The 1,445-nt window shown below is 63.0% G+C and carries 2 protein-coding genes; both read right to left on the reverse strand.

What is annotated here, in order from left to right:
* Positions 1–317: TIM barrel protein (locus AC0L3D_RS36605; RefSeq protein WP_473647521.1), on the reverse strand; the 317-nt coding region annotated here is incomplete at its 3' end.
* 430 nt (positions 318–747) lie between these two features.
* Positions 748–1,395 (reverse strand): LysE family translocator, encoded by a 648-nt coding sequence (locus AC0L3D_RS36610; protein ID WP_473518211.1) that lies wholly within the window; start codon positions 1,393–1,395, stop codon positions 748–750.
* Between the last annotated feature and the right edge of the window lie 50 nt (positions 1,396–1,445).

Genomic DNA, 1,445 nt, shown 5'->3' on the forward strand with positions numbered 1-1,445 from the left:
AAGACGGACTGGCCATCAATGGCGGCAATGGCCTTAGCCGCTTCGTTCTTCGATCGAAGCGAGCAGGTCTGGAAGCCGAGCGGCTCGATGAGACCGATCAGGCCGCGCGACTGGAGGATCGGCTTGAGCGCCTTCAAGGCGACGCGGAGATCGCCCCGGCGCTCGCCATTGGCAGGCCAGGAGCCATCGTTGACCGGCACCAGCATGAGCGTCTTGGCTCCGCAGGCCGCCGCATAATCGGCGAGCTTGCTCGCCTCGGCCCTGCGGGCAGGAGTCCACGCGTTGAAGCGCTGCAAGGCATTGATGGAGAATCCCAACGCCTGCTTCAGCGGCGGCAGACCGGACGTCCGCCGCCGGCTGCCGCGTGCAATAGCATTGCTGTACTGTTGGCTGCGTCGGTTAGGCCCTGGTCACGGGCAAAGGCGAAAAGTGCCCTGACGTCAAGTCCGGGCGTCGCCATGTGATCGAGTGCAAAGCGGGGCGATGCTTGGCGCATGGCTTGGCTTTCCTTATATGAAACGGCAGTCATTCTCGGCTGACTGGCTTCTACCGTGCGTTGATTCGCGAGGGCCAAAATGATGGTCATGAGGAAGGCGAGGCAGTCGAACTCACGTTTCCCTCACTGTGGTGCCGCGCCTGAGACATCGCCTGAATCGGTGTAATGACCGAAGCTGGCTCGCAGCCATCCATCTGCTTCAAACTAACCCGCCGACCCGGAGAGATGCCCAACCAGATCCGATGCAAAATTCAGGCAGCAGGGTGCTTCGCCAGAGCGAGGCCGACGCCCAGCGCAATCATCGCGCCGCCCGACGCCTCCCTCAGGCGGCGGATCAACCTGGGACGCGCTGCCGCGCCGTCTTGAATGCCGCTGGCCACGAAGGCAACCACGATGTCGGCGAGCGTGTTGAGCGCAATCGACACGGAGCCAAGCACCACGAGTTGCAGAGCTACGTGCCCTGCGCTCGGGTTCACGAACTGCGGAAGGAAGGCTAGAAAAAAGGCTGCCGTCTTGGGGTTGAGAGCCTCGACCAGCACCCCTTCACGAAAAGCCCGCTGGGGTCCGACTGAACGCACCGGGGCGCCATCATCGCCAGTCGCTCCCTTGCGGCGCGCGGCTTGAAAGGTGCGAAAGCCTAGCCAGACGAGGTAGACCGCGCCGAACAGCTTCAATGCGGAGAACAGTTCCGAGCTCTCGAGCACGATCGCGGAAACACCTAGGCTTGCTGCGAGGACGTGGATCATGCCTCCCAACCCCGTGCCGAAGCTGGAAGCGATACCCTCCGGACGACCGCCGGCGAGCGTGCGCGCGGCAACGTAGAAGATGCCCGGACCGGGCGTGATGGCGAGCACGGAGGCCGCGGCGAGGTACAGGGCGAATGGGGTCAGTTCTGGCATCATGGGTCGATTCCGACAAAGTTCATGATTATTTTGGGATGAGAGCGGCG

It is taken from the genome of Mesorhizobium sp. WSM4837 (genome assembly GCF_055811435.1).